The 17200-nt window shown below is 39.5% G+C and carries 20 protein-coding genes and 1 pseudogene; 12 read left to right on the top strand and 9 right to left on the bottom strand.

Annotated features, from left to right (window positions below; genetic code table 11):
* Positions 1-130: 130 nt before the first annotated feature.
* Together I858_RS05725 and I858_RS05720 are read left to right on the top strand one after the other, a co-directional pair.
* Positions 131-1465: a sodium-dependent transporter gene (locus I858_RS05725; protein ID WP_157886483.1), complete on the top strand. Its 1335-nt coding sequence runs from the start codon at positions 131-133 to the stop codon at positions 1463-1465.
* A 106-nt stretch (positions 1466-1571) separates the two neighbouring features.
* Complete coding sequence (locus I858_RS05720) at positions 1572-1784, top strand: helix-turn-helix domain-containing protein (protein ID WP_049694378.1); 213 nt, start codon at positions 1572-1574, stop codon at positions 1782-1784.
* Between the two features lie 56 nt (positions 1785-1840).
* On the opposite strand, the gene I858_RS05715 is transcribed toward I858_RS05720, so the two are convergent.
* Both I858_RS05715 and I858_RS05710 read right to left on the bottom strand, forming a co-directional pair.
* Positions 1841-2101 (bottom strand): DUF1871 family protein, encoded by a 261-nt coding sequence (locus I858_RS05715; RefSeq protein WP_049694377.1) that lies wholly within the window; start codon positions 2099-2101, stop codon positions 1841-1843.
* Between the two features lie 91 nt (positions 2102-2192).
* Positions 2193-2894, bottom strand: coding sequence for a peptidylprolyl isomerase (locus I858_RS05710; RefSeq protein WP_049694376.1), 702 nt, complete (start codon positions 2892-2894; stop codon positions 2193-2195).
* Positions 2895-3092: 198 nt separating this feature from the next.
* Here I858_RS05710 and I858_RS05705 point away from each other — a divergent pair, with 198 nt between their 5' ends.
* The 8 genes from I858_RS05705 to mnhG all read left to right on the top strand — a co-directional run bounded on the left by I858_RS05705 (position 3093) and on the right by mnhG (position 10306).
* Positions 3093-4325, top strand: coding sequence for an MFS transporter (locus tag I858_RS05705; RefSeq protein ID WP_049694375.1), 1233 nt, complete (start codon positions 3093-3095; stop codon positions 4323-4325).
* 210 nt (positions 4326-4535) lie between these two features.
* Positions 4536-6944: a Na+/H+ antiporter subunit A gene (locus I858_RS05700; RefSeq protein WP_049694374.1), complete on the top strand. Its 2409-nt coding sequence runs from the start codon at positions 4536-4538 to the stop codon at positions 6942-6944.
* Positions 6931-7353, top strand: coding sequence for a Na(+)/H(+) antiporter subunit B (locus I858_RS05695; RefSeq protein ID WP_049694373.1), 423 nt, complete (start codon positions 6931-6933; stop codon positions 7351-7353). Before I858_RS05700 ends, I858_RS05695 begins: the two co-directional genes overlap by 14 nt.
* Positions 7353-7700 carry a Na(+)/H(+) antiporter subunit C gene (locus I858_RS05690; protein WP_049694372.1) on the top strand — a complete coding sequence of 116 codons (348 nt, stop codon included), beginning with the start codon at positions 7353-7355 and terminating at the stop codon, positions 7698-7700. The genes I858_RS05695 and I858_RS05690 overlap by 1 nt, the downstream gene beginning before the upstream one ends.
* Positions 7693-9174, top strand: a complete 1482-nt coding sequence (locus tag I858_RS05685; protein WP_049694371.1) for a Na+/H+ antiporter subunit D — start codon at positions 7693-7695, stop codon at positions 9172-9174. Before I858_RS05690 ends, I858_RS05685 begins: the two co-directional genes overlap by 8 nt.
* 7 nt (positions 9175-9181) lie before the next feature.
* Positions 9182-9661, top strand: a complete 480-nt coding sequence (locus I858_RS05680; protein WP_049694370.1) for a Na+/H+ antiporter subunit E — start codon at positions 9182-9184, stop codon at positions 9659-9661.
* Positions 9658-9939, top strand: coding sequence for a Na(+)/H(+) antiporter subunit F1 (locus tag I858_RS05675; RefSeq protein ID WP_049694369.1), 282 nt, complete (start codon positions 9658-9660; stop codon positions 9937-9939). The genes I858_RS05680 and I858_RS05675 overlap by 4 nt, the downstream gene beginning before the upstream one ends.
* A gap of 19 nt (positions 9940-9958) precedes the next feature.
* Positions 9959-10306: a monovalent cation/H(+) antiporter subunit G gene (gene mnhG, locus I858_RS05670; RefSeq protein ID WP_049694368.1), complete on the top strand. Its 348-nt coding sequence runs from the start codon at positions 9959-9961 to the stop codon at positions 10304-10306.
* Between the two features lie 67 nt (positions 10307-10373).
* Here mnhG and I858_RS05665 read toward each other — a convergent pair whose 3' ends face one another.
* Positions 10374-11867 carry a leucyl aminopeptidase gene (locus tag I858_RS05665; RefSeq protein WP_049694367.1) on the bottom strand — a complete coding sequence of 498 codons (1494 nt, stop codon included), beginning with the start codon at positions 11865-11867 and terminating at the stop codon, positions 10374-10376.
* Between the two features lie 149 nt (positions 11868-12016).
* Between I858_RS05665 and I858_RS05660 the strand changes: the two are divergent.
* Positions 12017-12493 (top strand): annotated as a pseudogene (locus tag I858_RS05660) (divergent PAP2 family protein).
* 45 nt (positions 12494-12538) lie between these two features.
* On the opposite strand, the gene I858_RS05655 reads toward I858_RS05660, so the two are convergent.
* The 5 genes from I858_RS05655 to I858_RS05640 form a co-directional block, all read right to left on the bottom strand.
* Positions 12539-12868 (bottom strand): YuiB family protein, encoded by a 330-nt coding sequence (locus I858_RS05655; RefSeq protein WP_049694366.1) that lies wholly within the window; start codon positions 12866-12868, stop codon positions 12539-12541.
* Between the two features lie 191 nt (positions 12869-13059).
* On the bottom strand, positions 13060-13185 hold the full coding sequence (locus I858_RS16930) for a YuiA family protein (RefSeq protein ID WP_157886482.1): 126 nt from the start codon (positions 13183-13185) through the stop codon (positions 13060-13062).
* Positions 13186-13336: 151 nt separating this feature from the next.
* A complete protein-coding gene (locus I858_RS05650; protein WP_049694398.1) occupies positions 13337-14554 on the bottom strand; it encodes an NAD(P)/FAD-dependent oxidoreductase in 1218 nt (405 codons plus the stop codon).
* Between the two features lie 176 nt (positions 14555-14730).
* Positions 14731-15093 (bottom strand): HesB/IscA family protein, encoded by a 363-nt coding sequence (locus I858_RS05645; RefSeq protein ID WP_049694365.1) that lies wholly within the window; start codon positions 15091-15093, stop codon positions 14731-14733.
* A 140-nt stretch (positions 15094-15233) separates the two neighbouring features.
* Entirely contained in the window at positions 15234-15470 is a 237-nt protein-coding gene (locus I858_RS05640) for a NifU family protein (protein ID WP_049694364.1), read from the bottom strand.
* An 84-nt stretch (positions 15471-15554) separates the two neighbouring features.
* Between I858_RS05640 and I858_RS05635 the strand changes: the two genes are divergently transcribed.
* Positions 15555-15881, top strand: a complete 327-nt coding sequence (locus I858_RS05635) for a YuzD family protein (protein WP_049694363.1) — start codon at positions 15555-15557, stop codon at positions 15879-15881.
* Between the two features lie 103 nt (positions 15882-15984).
* Here the strand turns inward: I858_RS05635 and I858_RS05630 are convergent, their stop codons facing one another.
* The gene (locus I858_RS05630; RefSeq protein ID WP_049694362.1) at positions 15985-17052 is read right to left on the bottom strand and encodes an NAD(P)/FAD-dependent oxidoreductase; all 1068 of its coding nucleotides are present in this window, start codon (positions 17050-17052) and stop codon (positions 15985-15987) included.
* Positions 17053-17200 lie beyond the last annotated feature (148 nt).

Genomic DNA, 17200 nt, shown 5'->3' with positions numbered 1-17200 from the left:
TGAATACTCTTTCTATTCTGTTTATTCATTTATTATACGATTAGAACGAAACAAGGTTTCAAATACAGCTATTTTTTTTCGTGTCTGTCGTGTAAAATGAGGAAATCTATAGGGAAGAGGAGTGATGAATTTGAAAAAACGTGATCAATGGAGCTCTAAATTAGGCTTCGTTCTTGCAGCAGCCGGAAGTGCTATCGGTTTAGGCGCCATTTGGAAATTCCCATACGAAACTGGGGCAAACGGTGGCAGTGTTTTTATCTTACTATTTATTATTAGCACTGTATTAATTGGGTTACCGGTTTTACTTGCGGAATTTGTTATCGGTCGTCGCGGTCAAGCTGATGCTGTGAGTGGATTAAAAAAACAAGCGCCTGGGAAGCCATGGTATTTGATTGGATGGTCTGGATTTATCTTTTCTTTTCTAATTTTGTCTTTTTACAGTGTTGTTGGCGGGTGGGTGTTGTCTTATTTGGGACGCTCTATTTTGTTTCAATTATCAGGTCTAGCGGATAATGAGTTTGCCGATTTGTTCGTTGACATTATTACAAATCCTTGGGAAGTTTTAATTGCGCAAGCCGCTTTCATGGGCCTCACGGTGTGGATTGTAGCAGGAGGAATTAAAGGTGGCATTGAACGTGCAAGCAAAATTATGATGCCCGCCTTATTGATCTTCTTTGTTGTGTTAATGATTCGTTCGTTAACACTTGATGGCGCAATGGAAGGCGTTCGTTTTATGTTTATTCCAGACTGGTCTTACTTTAATTTTAAAACTGCACTAGTTGCACTGGGACAAGCTTTCTTCTCATTAAGCGTGGGTGTTGCCGGCATGATGACGTATGCATCTTATTTATCAAAATCAGAAAACTTAACGCGTTCATCTGTTAGCGTTGTGTCTTTAAACATTGTGATTTCAATTATGGCCGGATTGATTATTTTCCCCGCTGTCTTTGCTTTAGGCTATACCCCTGACCAAGGTCCAGGTTTAGTATTTATTATTTTACCTGCTATTTTTGATCAATTATTCATGGGTCAATTTTTGATGATTATTTTCTTTATTTTATTATTGTTTGCTACGTTGACCTCTTCTATTTCCATGTTGGAAATCACCGTTTCGATTGGTGTCAAAAACAAATACGATCGACGTCGTCGTGTTGCATTGATTTTCGGCTTAATGATTTTCATTGTCGGCATTCCAAGCGCCTTGTCTTTCGGTGTTATGCCTGAAAAGATTTTCTTTGGATTTACGTTTTTTGACTTTGTTGATACATTAACGAGTAGAATCGGATTGCCTCTTGGCGCATTGTTTACCGCCTTGTTCGCAGGCTATGTCTTAACAAAAGAAGATGCACATAACGAATTGTCTCAACAAACGATATGGGTGGATGTGTGGCGCTTTATTGTACGTTTTGTGGCACCGATTGCCATAATTGTTGTCTTTATTCAAGGGATCATTGCGATTTTTTAATCCGATTAGTCCACAAAACGCCACAACTTAATCCTATCGAAATATTTCTGTGCATGATACCATAGAGATAGGAATATGTTCCATATATAAGAAGGAGTGCATGAATATGAAAAATAATCTACACGCTCAATTAAAGTTACTTCGTGAAGAGCGCAATCTCTCATTAGACGAACTGGCTTTGAAAACACGAATTGGTGTTGGCAAACTGCAAGCGTTTGAAACTGGCGAAGAAGTTCCATCAAATCAAACAATTTTGATTCTTTCTAATGCTCTAGAAGTACCTGCTTCTAACTTAGTAGATGGGTTAGGATCTAAATAAGCCATCACAATGCAAAAAGAGCCCTCGGCGCCATGCCGAAGGCTCTTTTTGTCGTTTCAGATAATGTGCTTTGCTTCAAATTTGAGAGCTAGTAACTTATACGAAATGTCTACACATTGTTCTAACGGAATCCATTTTCCAAATGAACACTCATAACTCGTCTGAATTACTTTTGCGAGTTCAGAAGGATGATCTAACACCTCTAATTGCGCAACAACTTCAAGAACTTCTCGACCGTAAAGTTCTGAGCCAATGGAAAAAGGATCCCAATGTCTCATAATGGCACTCGCATTCTTATTCATCTTGTTCAGATCCATCTAGTTTCACCTAACATTTCTCTATCATTAAGGGATATAATAGCACATAAACAAAGAAATGAAAGCTAGTGACCACTATTTCTGCATTTTGTTACTCTTCCAGTATTTTAATGGCGTCGATTGTCACGTCTTCTACTGGCTTATCGTTTTCAGTTTCAACTGCCGCAATCGCATCTACAACGTCTAATCCTTCGATGACTTGACCAAACACCGTATGTTTGCCATCAAGCCATGGTGTGCCTCCTTGTTCTAAGTATGCGTCTTTAACTTCTTGAGGATATTCTGTTGCAAACATATCCGCTGTTGCTTCTGGTGCTTGAACGATGAAAAATTGGCTGCCGTTAGTTCCAGGACCTGCATTTGCCATCGATAATGCGCCACGAATATTCACAAGATGATCATTAAATTCATCTTCAAATGGAGCGCCGTAAATGCTTTCTCCCCCTCCGCCAGTTCCTGTTGGATCACCTGTTTGCAACATGAAATCATTCATCACTCGGTGGAACGTTAAACCATCATAATAACCATCTTTTGCGTGAGTCATAAAGTTTTCTACTGCTTTAGGTGCAATGTCAGGAAACAGCTTGATTTTCATAACGCCCATAGAAGTTGTGAGTTCCACAAGCGCTTCGTTGTCCGCGACTTTTGTAGATAATTGCGGATACCCGTCTACTGCGACTGCGTTGCTATCCGTTGTTGTAATTACTTCTGTTTCAGTTTTGCTCTCTGTTTGTTCTGAGCACGCACCCAGTAGCAATGCCATTAAAATTGACGTTATCATTGTTTTTTTCATCTTTTTTCACCCCGTTTTATTTTAGCACACATCATCTAAACTAAAAATCTTCATGTAAAATTTATTGCTTAGTACCAGTTATTTTTAATCGTTAGTGCTTACTTTTTCAGAAAAAATCAATAAGTTTCATTGCTTTCTTCGCATACCGAAATATTATATACTATCAATAGATGCTCCTTTCAGAAAGAAGGGTTCCACATGGATACTCAAAAAAAGAATTTCTTCATTATTATGTTCACCAACTTCCTTGTTGCCGGGAGCACCACCATGATTATGCCATTCTTATCACTTTATATAGAATCGCTCGGTAACTTCTCGGATGAGTATGTCCAACGCTGGTCTGGACTGGTTTTTGGTGTCACTTTTGTTGCAGCTTTAATTATGTCCCCTATCTGGGGACGTATTGCTGATAAATATGGGTTTAAGCCCATTTTGATTATTAATGGTTTCGGTATTGCTATTAGCATTTTTCTTATGGGAACTGCTGATTCTGTATCGGAATTATTTATGATTCGTTTGTTTATGGGTGTGGTAACTGGTTTTATCCCTACTTCTTTAGCTTTTGTTAGTTCTCAAACCTCTAAAGAATCAGCTGGTAAAACGCTCGGAACGCTTCAAATGGGCAGTGTTTCAGGTACATTATTCGGTCCGGTTCTTGGTGGTTTGATGGCAGATGCGTTTGGTTTTAAATACACTTTTCTCATCACTGCAATTGTGATCACAATTGCAGCATTGTTTGTTGTTTTTGGTTTGCATGAAATCAAACGAGTTAAAGCAAAAGATGGACATGTGTATGCTCCCAAAACAATTATTAATGGCATTTTAAATCATCGTTTAATGCTCAATGTGATGATCATTACAGCATTGATTCAAATTGGTAACTTTAGCATTCAGCCTCTACTGTCACTGTATGTGGCAGAACTAACTGAAGGTAGCGTGCAAGTCGCCTTTCTTGCCGGTATTACTTTCAGTGCTACTGGAGTAGGGAATATCTTGTTTGCTCGGCGTTGGGGGCGCTTGGGCGATTCGATTGGCTACGAAAAAGTGCTCGGCTTTCTTTTGTTGCTGTCTTTTGTCTTTATCATTCCTCAAGCCTTTGTCACTGAACTTTGGCAATTGATTATTTTGCGTTTGTTCTTTGGAATGGCAGTCGGCGGAATGATCCCAACGACAACTGCTTTAATGCGACGTGAAGCTCCAATCGAAATTCAAGGAGAAATTATGGGTTACAACACCAGTTTCCGCTTTCTTGGAAACATCATAGGTCCTGTGTTTGGTGGTATTATTAGTGGCGTTATTGGCATCTCTTCTGTCTTTATCGTAACTGGCTTGTTATTTATTTTCGCCTTTGTCTTTCTCCGGTCCACATTGGCCAAACCGCAACAAGATTTTGAAGATGTACTACTTGAGCAGGAACTGAAAAATACGTAAGAAAGTAGGTTTCCTTTCTAGGAAGCCTATTTTTTATATTTATTATCAAAATTACAAAATAATTTTAAACGTGTTTCTTCCTATTTGTAAAGATCATAAAAAACAGAACAGTCTGCATGCTGTTGATGGGCTGACGGTGCAAATCCATCAGATTTGAGTTATAATTTCTAATTAGAAACTCATCACGTTTATGCTGGAAGGAGGATTCATTTGTCACTTGTGTTTTTAATTTTTTTACCGTTACTTGCAGCCTTGTTCGTTCCGTTGTTATTTAAGAAGTTCGGAAAAATCCATACGGGCTGGTTTGTTTTAGTGGTTCCCGTTATTTTATTCATTTACTACGTTTCGTTGTTGCCAACCACAGTCACTGGTGGCACTTTAGTTTCTGAATTCCAATGGATTCCTTCGCTCGATATCTCATTCGTATCTTATATCGATGGATTGAGTCTTTTGTTCACTTTGCTAATTACAGGGATTGGGGCGTTAGTTGTCCTCTACTCTATTTTCTATTTAGATAAGCATCGTGAACAATTACATAATTTTTACGTATATTTATTGATGTTTATGACAGCAATGCTCGGTATTGTTCAAAGTGACCATTTAATCACCCTTTACCTTTTCTGGGAATTGACATCGATTTCATCGTTTTTGTTAATTGGTTATTGGTATACACGCGACCGTTCTCGTTTTGGTGCATTAAAATCAATGATGATTACGGTATTCGGCGGATTGATGATGCTTGGAGGATTTATCCTACTAAGTATTATGGGAGATACATATTCCATACGCGAGTTAATCCCACAAGCAACTGAACTTGTAACACATGACTTTTTTATTTGGGCGCTTGTATTAGTATTATTCGGTGCGTTCACAAAGTCCGCACAGTTTCCGTTTTACATCTGGCTGCCAGATGCAATGGAAGCACCAACTCCTGTTAGTGCCTACTTGCACTCGGCGACAATGGTCAAAGCCGGACTGTATTTGGTTGCACGACTGACACCTATTTTCGCGATTTCAGGAACGTGGATGTGGCTAGTCGCAGGTGTCGGTTTGTTCACGATGTTTTGGGGTTCGTTTTTCGCTTTAAAGCAAAAGGATTTAAAAGGAATTTTAGCGTTTTCAACCGTTTCACAACTTGGGTTGATTATGTCTTTGCTTGGTGCTTCAGCTGCTGGCTACCACATCGACAATATTGCAGAAACTACATTTAAGTATGCTGGATTTGCTGCGATTTTTCATTTGATTAATCATGCTGTTTTTAAAGGCAGTTTGTTCATGATCGCAGGTATTGTGGATCACGAAACCGGTACACGAGACATCCGTAAATTGGGTGGTCTAATGAGCTTGATGCCTATTAGTTTTACCGTCGCAATGATTGGGGCTTTTTCAATGGCCGGCTTGCCACCGTTTGGTGGATTCCTAAGTAAGGAAATGTTTTTGACCGCGATGCTGTCGTTAATGGAGTTTGATTTGTTCTCGATGGATGTTTGGGGCATTCTGTTTCCTATCGTCGCCTGGCTTGGATCGGTATTTACGTTTATCTATAGTTTTTATTTTGTGTTTCACACATTTGCAGGAAAACACCAACCAGAAGAATTGCCAAAACCGGCTCACGAAGCACCTCTTGGCATGTTGATTTCGCCGGTTTTTATGTCACTTCTTGTAATCGTGATTTTCTTTATCCCAAATCTTGTTGGTGACTGGCTCGTGAAACCGGCTGTCTTAGCTATGCAGCCTTTCTTATATAACTCACCAGATGATATTAAAATTCACGTAGAAGCGTGGCATGGGTTTAAACCCGAGTTCTTTATGACACTCGGCATTTTCGGAATTGGTTTTCTGTTGTTTTGGACACTCCGTAAATGGCAAAAGAGTTACGACCGCTTCCCGGATACGTTAAATGCACTTTATAATAATATTGTGTTTTTAAGTGATACGGGCGCGAATCGGTTTTCTGGAATATACATGACTGGCTTTATTCGGTCTTATTTAGTGTACATGTTTAGTTTCGTTATTTTTATCGTAATTGGGACACTTTTTTTAACAGATGCATTCGCTATTGATTTAACGAATTTAGCACCTGTTGGATTTTATGAAATAGTTATTTTAATCGCTTTGGTCGGCTCGACATTAACAATTCTTCTTTCAAAGTCAAGACTTACAGGTATTATTGCACTAGGGGCAGTTGGCTATTCAGTCGCCTTGTTTTTTGTTATTTTCCGTGCGCCTGACTTAGCATTAACACAACTCGTGATCGAAACCATTTCGGTTGCTTTGTTCTTGTTAGCGTTTTACCACTTACCACAGATCAGCCGAAAAGAAGAACGTATGCGTTTCAAACTTGGAAATGCACTTGTTGCAATAGGTGTCGGTGTTATGGTGACATTGGTTGCGCTTGCTTCTCACTCGCAAAAAGCGTTGCCTTCTATTTCCGAATTTTATAAAGAAACTGTCTACTCAGAAGCAGGCGGTGGAAATATTGTCAACGTGATTTTGGTTGATTACCGTGGATTTGATACTTTGTTCGAAATTGCTGTGCTCGGAATTGCTGGCATTGGGATTATCACAATGATTAAACTGCGCTTAACGAAAAAGGAGGAGCGGCATGAGAACAAATGATGTTATGCTTCAAACGGCCACAAAAGTTGTGACCTTCATCATTTTGATGTTTGCTGTCCACATCTTCTTTGCAGGACATTACACACCTGGTGGCGGATTTGTAGGCGGTTTATTGACGACTAGTGCAATTGTTTTATTAATGCTAGCGTTCGATATTGAAACCGTAAAAAAAATATTGCCGATAAATTACGTTACGATGACGGCAACGGGTTTGTTACTGGCACTAGCTACAGCTTCTGCTGCGATCATCTTTGATGTTCCATTTTTCACCCACGCTTTTGGTTATTTTGATTTACCGCTTTTCGGCAAAACGTCTCTGCATTCAGCGATGTTGTTTGATGCCGGAGTTTACTTGGTTGTTGTCGGTGTAACGATGACCATTATTCAAACGATTGGAGAGGATGAATAATGGAAATAATTATGTCGGTTGCCATTGGATTTCTCTTTATGGCAGCTGTGTACTTAATGCTTTCGAAAAGTTTGATTCGTATTATTATTGGTACTGGTTTGTTAAGCCACGGTGCTCACCTTTTGTTATTGACAATGGGTGGACTTGGCGGAAACTCGCCCCCTGTTGTGGCTGACGGTGTAAAAATTAGCGATTATGCTGATCCATTGCCACAAGCGTTAATATTGACAGCTATTGTCATTTCGTTTGCTGTCACATCTTTTTTCCTAGTGCTCGCTTACCGTTCTTATCAGGAGCTCGGTACCGACAATATGGATTTGCTGAGAGGAACTGAAGACTATGAGTAATTTACTGTTGTTCCCAATTATCATTCCGTTATTTTTTGCTGCTCTCCTGATGATTTTCCCAAAAAATATAAAGCTTCAACGCATATTAGCAGCCATTGGTGCGGGAACTGCGTTAATATCTGCAGTGGTACTACTCGCTAAAGTTAATACAGATGGTATTCAAGCTGTCACGCTTGGAAGTTGGCCTGCGCCATTTGGCATTTCGATGGTGTCTGATCCTTTGTCTGCTTTGCTAGTGGTCACATCTTCTACGCTTGTATTACTTGTTGTTTTTTATAGTTTTCCAACGATTGGCATTAAACGCGAACAATCGTTTTATTATCCTGCTGTACTGTTTTTAATGGTTGGTGTTAATGGTGCCTTTACGACAGGTGATATCTTTAACTTATTCGTTTTTGTTGAAGTGCTGCTTATGGCTTCATATGCGTTAATTGTCCATGGAGGCGAAAAGCCACAGCTTCGCGAGTCGATTAAGTACTTGTTAGTGAATATTATTTCATCGGCTTTGTTCGTAGCTGCCGTTGCCTTTCTCTATTCAGTTACAGGCACATTGAACATGGCAGATTTGGCAGTGAAGATTCCCCAAATCAAAGAAACCGGTATTCTAACCGTTATCGCGGTCCTGTTTTTAATGGTCTTTGGCTTTAAAGCTGCTATATTTCCATTGTATTTCTGGTTGCCGGGATCTTATTACGCACCTCCGATTCCGATTCTTGCTCTATTCGGAGCTTTGCTAACCAAAGTTGGGGTTTATGCAATTATGCGTACATACACATTGTTCTTTACGATGAATGTTGGATTTACTCACGAATTGCTTGGAATTATTGCTATTCTAACCATTCTTGCCGGTTGTATTGGCGCTCTCGCTTATTTTGATGTTAAAAAAATTATTATTTACAACATTATTATTGCAGTTGGGGTTATTTTGTTTGGTGTAGCTCAGCTTAATCAACCGGGTATTGATGGATCCATCTTTTACTTGATCCATGATATGTTAATTAAAGCCGCTTTGTTTTTCTTAGTTGGAATTGTTGCAGTGCTATTTGGTACGACAGACCTTCGAAAAATGGGAGGATTGATCCAAACCTATCCGGTACTTGGTTGGGTTTATCTCATAACAGCATTTGGTTTAGCTGGTATTCCACCACTTAGCGGATTCCCTGGTAAACTACTAATTGTTCAAGGTGGCTTTGAAGGTCCTCAATTTTGGGGCAGCATTGTTGTTTTGGCTACTAGCTTGATCGTGCTACTTAGCGTTGTGCGTATTTTCGTTTATGCTTTTTGGGGTGAACCGGTTAAAACCATTCCATTAAAAAAATCTGTTTATAATCAAATGTTTATCCCAACGGTCATCCTTGTTGCCATTACAGTGGTATTCGGGGTCGGCGCGGAACTCTTCATGCCTCTTATTTCAGGAGCGGGTGAAGTGCTGCTGAATCCATCCATCTACATTGATGCGGTATTAAAGGAGTAGGTGACATATGGCTTTACAAATCTTGTTAAATTTCTTCTTAGCTCTTGTGTGGATGTTCATGACTGTTTCCTTTAGTCCTTCAGGATTCGCAATCGGTTTTTTAGTTGGACTTGGAATTATTATCTTGATGCGCCGTTTTTTTTCACACCGACTTTATACATCAAGAATCTGGGCAATTGCTTCTCTGTTTTTGTTGTTTTTCAGAGAACTCTTTAAGTCGAGTGTGCAAGTTTTACTAATTGTAATCAAACCTAATATGAATTTAAAGCCTGCGATTTTTGAAATGGAGACCGAATTAAAAGCAGATTGGGAAATCACACTATTATCAGCGCTAATTACACTAACTCCCGGAACATTGGTTGTAGGTATATCTGATGATCAAAAGCGGCTTTATATTCATGCGCTCGATTTTGATGATATTGACGATGCGGTCAATTCAATAAAAGAGACATTTGAACGGGCTATATTGGAGGTGAGCCGCCCATGATGCTGTTTTACTGGATTTCACTAATTCTTGTGAGCACTGGATTTACGGGACTGCTCTTCCGACTTGTTAAAGGACCGACGATTGCTGATCGCGTTGTGGCATTAGATGCGATTGGTATATCGTTGGTATCTATCATTGCTTTACTGTCATTGATCATTGGGACAGAGTTTTTCCTCGAGGTCATTGTCTTGTTAAGTATTTTATCTTTTATCGGAACGACTGCTTTTGCGAAATTCCTTGAGAGAGGAGAGATTTTCGATCGAAACAATCATCATTAATATCCTCATTATTGTATTAATGGTTACAGGCGTCTTATTTAGCTTAGTAACAGCACTCGGGCTTATTCGTTTGCCAGATGTCTATACGCGTACACACGCAGCTTCTAAGAGCTCTACACTTGGTGTTCTTTGTATATTGCTCGCAACCTTTATCCACTTCTGGTTAATTGAAGACATATTCAATACGCAGCTCATTATCGCAATTGTGTTCTTGTTTATCACAGCTCCTGTAGGTGGTCATTTGATTGGACGAGCAGCCTACATGTCCGGGATTAAAGTTGCTGCTGAAACAGTGCGTGATGACATGGAGTCTGCAATAAAAGAGAAAAAGGAAGATATTTTAAATCGTAAAGCACCTGAAGAATAAAAAAAGCTGTCTCCATTGTCATGAAAATGACGTTTGAAGACAGCTTTTTTATTGTATAGATCTTTGCTTATTGTTCGTCTGCCATTTTTTCAACTAGCATAGCAAGTGTCCGCACCATAGCACCTGTTCCACCTTTAGGTCCAAGATCATGTGCAGCGTCTGCATCTGAAGTGCCAGCAATATCTAAATGAATCCACGGCGTGTCTCCTGCAAATTCTCCCACAAATCCGCCACCAAAAATCATGTGGCCATCACGTCCTGGTGAATTGTTCAAATCTGCAACATTACTTGTCCGTATGCGCTTTTTGTCGCTTTCTGTTAACGGCAAGCGCCAAACAAATTCACCACTCTCCATAGAAGCTTCTAAGAACGTTTCAAAAAATGCTTCGTCGTTCGTCAAAGCACCCGTTTTGTCTTTGCCTAATGCAACGACAACGCCTCCTGTTAATGTTGCAACATCCACAATTTTAGTTGCTCCTAATTGTTTTGCATAGCTTACAGAATCAGCTAATACTAAACGACCTTCCGCATCCGTATTTAGAATTTCAATTGTTTTGCCGCTCATCGAAGTGATTACATCATCAGGTTTAAAAGCATTTCCAGAAATCATATTGTCTGTTGAAGCGATTACTGCGATCACATTTTGTTTAGGCTGTAACTCGCCAATAATTTTCATCGCGCCGAGTACTGCAGCAGCTCCACCCATGTCGCCTTTCATTCCCACAATACCGTCTTTCGGCTTGATTGAGTAGCCACCCGTATCAAAAGTAATCCCTTTTCCAACAAGCGCTAACGGATCTTCAAACCCTTCTGTTGCTTTGTACTTCAAGACAATTAAACGCGGCTCTTCAATCGAACCTTGGTTAACTGCAAGAATTGCTCCCATGCCTAGCTCTTCTAGTTCAGCTTTCCCTAAAATGTCTGTTTCAAAGCCATAAGCGTCGCCAAGTTCTCTTGCGTATTCTCCCATTGCTGTAGCCGTCAAAATATTTGCCGGCATGTTCACGAGTGTCCGCGCGTCATTTACTGACTGTCCGAAAATCGCGCCCACAGTTGCAGCTGCTTCAGTATCTTCTTCTAATTGTTCGGCTAAGAACGTTATAGATTCTAATTCCACTCGTGTTTCGTTCGATGAAGTTTTGTAATCGTCAAAACGATAGCCACCCATCGTGATGGATTCTGCTGCTAAAAACGCAACATCTTCAGCGCTAATGTGATCGTTTTCAAAAGACTCTGTATAAATAGCAGCATGCTGTATTTTTTTCTTTGCTAGTTCTTTTCCAACTAACCCAAAGCTAGAACGCATCTGTTCTTCAGTCAATTTTTTACGATTATTCAACCCGACAAACAAGACGCGTGGAATCGCTCCAGAAAGCGTTGGATATGTAATTAAAGACTTTAAATCGTATGACAAATCTTCTTTAATCCATCCTTCTAACTTACCATCAAAACGCTTAGTAAATTCTTCCCACCCTTTACTGTTTTCAGGATGTCGACTCAAACCGACAATAAGGATTTCAGCTTTGCTATCTTGTGAATGTTGTTGTAAGTTGATTTGCATAAAACTCCTCCTCTTATATGTTCTTTTCAAGTGTAGCATTTAATTCGAATTTCGAGTAGTTCGGGCAACGAAGGAAAAAACTGATTTCCACATTTTTTGGCTATGCTATACTTGAAAAATATATTTGAATAGAAAGGCTGCGACACCAAATGGGAATTTTCTCCAATTCTCCTCTTATGATTGCGTTGTTCGCTATCGTATTTGCTCAATTTGTCAAAATTCCAATTCACTATGCCGTGACACGAGAACTAGACTGGAAGTTTTTTTCGTCAACGGGTGGGATGCCCAGTTCACATTCAGCTACGGTAACATCTTTAACCACTGCTGTCGCTTTTGAACACGGTGTTTCTTCTACAATTTTCGCAGTGTCTGCACTATTTGCTGTTATCACAATGTACGATGCCACCGGCGTTCGTTTCCAAGCGGGCCAACAAGCTTTAACTATCAATAAAATGCGACAAGACATTTACGTTTTTATGGAAGAAACAAGAAAATGGCCGCAGAAAAAAGAAGAAGAAAAAATACACGAACTCTAAACATTGCTTGGACATAAACCAAGTGAAGTATTCATGGGTGCACTAACAGGCGTCACTATTTCTTTTGTCTATTACGGAATACTCAATTGATCCCCATAAAAAATCGCCGACTCCGTTACCCGGATCGGCGATTTTTTAAAACATTTGATACCCCATCTTGCGTAAGATCTTCATAATAAAACCAGAAGTAATAGCACCAGCCCAGCCGGCTAACAACACAGCAATATCACTGGCTGTCATAGAACTAATTGTATCTCCAAGCATAGAGAAAGACTCTCCTGGATTCGTGAAATAATCAAATATGCCAACATCATCCACCACTAATAAAATGACGACCGGATAAACTACAGCCATTAGCCACGTCATCCGAAGCAACATATTTAATAAAAAGCCGATTCCGAAAAACATAACATAGAATAGCAACATCGAAATAATCAATTGCACGATTGTAAATGAACTGTTCATAAACTCTAACCTCCGTTATTCCTTTCCTCAGTTTACCCGAAAAAACAAAGGCTTTCAATCCAGCAGGACAGAGTTCATTGCTTTGTCACTTATGACACTATACAAAAGCCGTCTGATTTACAAAATCGCTAGAATTCAAAATAGTGAACAGCTTTTCAGCTATTCACTATTTATTGCTATTTGTTGCCTTATTATTTCTTACCTGAACCCGAACAGCAGGAGCACGTTTCTGAACCTCCCAGTCGCAATTGAAAATAACCTTTTCCTGAACAATATAGACATTGATTGACATTGAGAATTTTTTTGAAAATGGGCATCCGAAACTCCTCTTTTCATGATAATTTTTTAATATTCAGATAATATAACATAGAACAAAACAGAGCGCAACTGCAAATTCAATTTATTTCTAAGTTTTATCTTCTTTGAACAAAATAAAAAAGCTCTCGGTTAAGAGAGCTTTTGCATTACTTATTTCAAAACGTTAAATTTGCCTTTTTTCATAACAAGCATTGGTCCACCAATCATTAATAACGCACGGTTATCAATCATTTTCTTCATAAATGAAGCTCTTTTACCTGTTACTTTTTTACCGAAGACCACGCCAATTGCATCGGCATCGCCAAGTGAACAAACTGTTCCTTTTAAATCTGGAGTGAATTCAATCGTTGTTTCATTGTTCATTAATGCTTTTAAGTTTTTCGCAACGCTCTCACCTTGTTGCATCGCAATTTGCGCTGTTGGTGGGAACGGACGATTTGTTTCTGGGTTAATCATCAATGCACAGTCACCGATAATGAATACATCATCGTAACCTGGAGCACGTAGATCTTTTTCAACTTTCACACGAGCGCGCATATTTTCGATTGGCGTAGATTCAATTAATCTGTTTCCACGAATACCTGCGGCCCAAACTACCGTGCCAGCTTTAATGAATTCGAACTCTTCATCACCTTTTTTGATTTTAACGCCTTCTGGAGTTGCTTCTACCACCGGTGTACCGATAGAGAATTCAATTCCTTTAGACTCTAAATGACCAACAGCATAATTAACAAGCTCTGGATCAAAACCAGGCAATACCATTGGAGCTGCTTCTACACAGACAACACGGACTTTTTCACGTGGTACATCATATTCTTTGCAAAGTTCAGGTACGCGATTAGCTAATTCACCAAGGAATTCAATTCCTGTAAACCCAGCTCCTCCAACGATAATTGTTAAACGACTATCGTCTTTAACAGCGTCTGTAGACCAGCTAGCAAATTGGAATTCAATATGCTCACGAATATAACGTGCAGCTTTTACGTTAGCAATTGACAACGCATATTTATCAAGACCTTCGATTCCGAATGTCTCTCCTTCAAAGCCAAGAGCGATAACAATGTAGTCATATGTAAATTCGCCATTGTCTGTACTTACTTTTTTGCCCACTACATCGATTGCTTCTACAGTTGCTTGTACAAATTTAACTTTGACACCGTCAATTACGTCTTTAATGTCATAGCGTACTTGCTCTGGAAGTAATGTTCCCGCAGCTGCTTCATGAAGCCATGTACTTTCATAATGATATTCGTTCTTGTTGATTAATGTAATGTCTGCAGCATCTGTGCCCAGAACTTTTTGCAAGTTTACAACAGTCGTTAACCCACCGTAACCTGCTCCTAATACTAATATTGACGGTCTTTTCAACACAATCGCAACCACCTTCAAGTCATTTTTTAATCGAATATCGTCAAAGTGGTCAAACCTTGGCGCACCGATAAACATCTATCCTCTATACTAGACCTAAACCCTTCTGATTTCAACTGAATAATGCGTTTATGCTAAACGTATCCATAATAAAAAAGCCGGTTTGTCACCGACTTTTAACAATTCTCTGGAGTGCCTGCTTTTTTTGCTGTACGGAATGAAGTTCCACATCCGCATGATGCAATTGCGTTAGGATTTTCTATAGTGAATCCGCCACCCATCAATGACTGCTTATAATCAACAACGGTACCTTGTAAAATAGGTGCATCATCTTTAGCAATTAAAATCGGGATTCCAAATTGCTCATAAAGATCATCTTTTTCACTTTGGATTTGTTCAAATCCCATACCATATGTTAATCCACTGCATCCGCCACCTTTAACAGCAACACGCAAAAAGGATCCTTCTTCTTCGTTATGACGCATCATTTCTTTTACTTGGAATGAGGCTGCTTCTGTAATTTCAACTACTTCTGCCAATTCATTCACCTTCCTTTAGTCATATCATAGCAATAATTTCCATCATTTTTCAAGTCGTTCACCTTACATTATAGCATTATAAAAAATAAACGAAAATCGTTAGTTGTAAAGAAAAAGAGACCTCAAAAGGTCCCTTGTCATTAAAATACTTGTTCTACTTCTACTATTCCAGGAACTTCTTCCACTAACGCGCGTTCAATCCCTGCTTTCAATGTAATTGTCGAACTTGGGCAGCTTCCGCATGCACCGAGCAGACGAAGTTTTACAATGCCTTCCTCTATATCAACAAGTTCACAGTCTCCACCGTCACGCAAAAGGAATGGACGTAATTTATCTAAGACTTCCATTACTTGATCTTCTAGCAAAGCTTCAGTCATTTATATCGACTCCTTTCATTATAATCATTATAATGTGATTAGCAGGAAAAAGCCACTAATGAATTCATAGGAGGACTAAAATTTATGGAAAAAAAGATATCTGTTGAAGTCTATGGGACTGATGTAATCTGCGCAAGTTGTGTGAATGCACCTTCGTCGGTCGATACGTACGAATGGTTAGAAGCCGCCATCTCAAGAAAGTACAAAGGTCAGCCATTTTCAATTACTTATATTGATATTGAGAAACAGGCGTTACTCGACCATCAAAAAAGTTATGCACAGCGTATTCTGGAAGATGAATTTTTTTATCCATTGGTCTTGGTTGAAGGAGAAGTTGTAGGGGAAGGTTATATCCAATTAAAACCTGTTTACCGCGAACTTGAAAAACATGGATTTTCTGAAGCAAAATGAAAAAAGCGCTCAAAACTGAGCGCTTTTCTTTGTCTAAACTTCAGTGTCTAGCTTTTTAGAATGTAAGTTGGTCAGTGCCGGTCAGGCTCTAACGTTTTCTCAATTACCCGTTATGCCATTTGTACATCCACAGTACACCTGACTTCATTAAACGAGCAATACGACCAGTAACCGTACGATCTGCTAAATAAGCGAATCCTTGTTTTTTTCCTAACGAGCCAAGGAAACCTTTCAGTTTAATCTCAGGCATTGTTTCTGGCAAAGCTTCTCCTTTCCATGTGGATTTCAACACTTTGACAATTTGTTCTGCTTGTTCTTCTGCTAATTGTGCAGAAGGAGCCATTGGCAAGGCCGCACAATCTCCCACTACGTAAACATGCTCGTCATTTGGCAATTGATGATATTGGTTAATCACGACTCGTCCGCTCGCATCACTTTCTAATCCTAGATTTCGAACAGGTTTAACCGGTTGAATGCCCGCTGTCCACACAACGGCATCTACTGGAATCGTTTCTTCATGGTTGTGAAGTAAAGTGGGTTCCACTTGTGTAATATTTGAATTTGAAACAACGTCAACATTGTGATTGTCAAACCATTTTTTCACAAAATTACTCAATCGCTCAGGAAAGTCACGCAAAATTCGTGGACTTCGATCAAATAATTTAATATTTAAGTCTTTTCGACTTTCACGAAGTTCACTGGCCAATTCAATTCCACTTAGTCCTGCACCTACTACCCCCACTACTGCACCTGCTGGCAAACCAAGCAAGGTTTGGTACGTGGCGCGCGACTTTCCAATAGTTTGGATACTGTGTGTGTATTCAGCAGCACCTGGCACGTCATGATATTTATCTTCGCAGCCTAATCCAATGACTAAGTCATCATAAGCAACTCGTTTTCCATTCTCCATAATCACACATTTTTCCTCGAGTGCGATTTCGGCTATCTCCCCATTTACAAGTATTAAGCGCTCGTGCTCTGGAAAAGGCACACGAACTTCATGATCGGACTCTGTTCCTGCAGCCAATGCATAAAATTCCGTCTTCATGCTATGAAACGGAGTGCGGTCAATCAAAATGATTTCGGTATCTGGTGGCAAGCTAGTTGGCAATAAACGAAGCAAAATTCGCATATTGCCATAACCTCCTCCAAGTAAGACTAATTTTCGCATAAAAATCTCCTTTATTTGTCGTCTGTCAGATCAATTTCTCACATATGAGTATAGCTGATTGTGATAACTTTCACAATGCTTTCAGTGTAAATCAATTAATTGACTCTAGTCGCTAAAAAAGGTAGGATTTTATTGTAGTGAGGTGACT

The sequence above is a fragment of the Planococcus versutus genome, from assembly GCF_001186155.3.
Classification (GTDB): domain Bacteria; phylum Bacillota; class Bacilli; order Bacillales_A; family Planococcaceae; genus Planococcus; species Planococcus versutus.
This window is presented reverse-complemented; position numbering and strand designations above follow the sequence as displayed.

Coding starts and splice junctions, on each gene's coding strand:
- I858_RS05720 (WP_049694378.1), top strand. CDS start 1,572: ATGAAAAATAATCTACACGCTCAATTAAAGTTACTTCGTGAAGAGCGC.
- I858_RS05715 (WP_049694377.1), bottom strand. CDS start 2,101: ATGGATCTGAACAAGATGAATAAGAATGCGAGTGCCATTATGAGACAT.
- I858_RS05710 (WP_049694376.1), bottom strand. CDS start 2,894: ATGAAAAAAACAATGATAACGTCAATTTTAATGGCATTGCTACTGGGT.
- I858_RS05705 (WP_049694375.1), top strand. CDS start 3,093: ATGGATACTCAAAAAAAGAATTTCTTCATTATTATGTTCACCAACTTC.
- I858_RS05695 (WP_049694373.1), top strand. CDS start 6,931: ATGAGAACAAATGATGTTATGCTTCAAACGGCCACAAAAGTTGTGACC.
- I858_RS05690 (WP_049694372.1), top strand. CDS start 7,353: ATGGAAATAATTATGTCGGTTGCCATTGGATTTCTCTTTATGGCAGCT.
- I858_RS05685 (WP_049694371.1), top strand. CDS start 7,693: ATGAGTAATTTACTGTTGTTCCCAATTATCATTCCGTTATTTTTTGCT.
- I858_RS05680 (WP_049694370.1), top strand. CDS start 9,182: ATGGCTTTACAAATCTTGTTAAATTTCTTCTTAGCTCTTGTGTGGATG.
- I858_RS05675 (WP_049694369.1), top strand. CDS start 9,658: ATGATGCTGTTTTACTGGATTTCACTAATTCTTGTGAGCACTGGATTT.
- mnhG (WP_049694368.1), top strand. CDS start 9,959: ATGGTTACAGGCGTCTTATTTAGCTTAGTAACAGCACTCGGGCTTATT.
- I858_RS05665 (WP_049694367.1), bottom strand. CDS start 11,867: ATGCAAATCAACTTACAACAACATTCACAAGATAGCAAAGCTGAAATC.
- I858_RS05655 (WP_049694366.1), bottom strand. CDS start 12,868: ATGAACAGTTCATTTACAATCGTGCAATTGATTATTTCGATGTTGCTA.
- I858_RS16930 (WP_157886482.1), bottom strand. CDS start 13,185: ATGCCCATTTTCAAAAAAATTCTCAATGTCAATCAATGTCTATATTGT.
- I858_RS05640 (WP_049694364.1), bottom strand. CDS start 15,470: ATGACTGAAGCTTTGCTAGAAGATCAAGTAATGGAAGTCTTAGATAAA.
- I858_RS05635 (WP_049694363.1), top strand. CDS start 15,555: ATGGAAAAAAAGATATCTGTTGAAGTCTATGGGACTGATGTAATCTGC.
- I858_RS05630 (WP_049694362.1), bottom strand. CDS start 17,052: ATGCGAAAATTAGTCTTACTTGGAGGAGGTTATGGCAATATGCGAATT.